Here is a 253-nt window from a genome sequence, read left to right as displayed (position 1 = left end):
CCTGGATTGCTCCCCTCCGTCAGCGCGGACGGGATGGATCAGGCAAGTCGGTCTCGCGGCTCAGGGTGCCAGCTTCCGCTGACGACAGGTGCCGCAATCGCCCTCGACCTCCAGGATGCTGTGGGTCGGCGTGAATCCGGCCCGCTCCTGTGGGCGCCCGCGGCTCCCCTCGACCCCCACCGACGCGGCCTCGTCGACGCCGCCGCAGGTCCGGCAGATCAGAAAAATCACCCCCTCCCCGGGCGCGTGGCCG

The 253-nt window shown here is 71.5% G+C and carries 1 pseudogene; it reads right to left on the bottom strand.

The window, feature by feature from the left end:
• Nucleotides 1-60: 60 nt before the first annotated feature.
• A pseudogene (locus tag RVY79_RS20730) lies at nt 61-253 on the bottom strand (hypothetical protein); the annotation flags it as partial.

This window comes from Chromohalobacter sp. HP20-39 (genome assembly GCF_033052815.1).
GTDB lineage: Bacteria > Pseudomonadota > Gammaproteobacteria > Pseudomonadales > Halomonadaceae > Chromohalobacter.
Note: the sequence above shows the minus strand (reverse complement) of the source record. Positions and strands in the feature narration are given on the sequence as shown.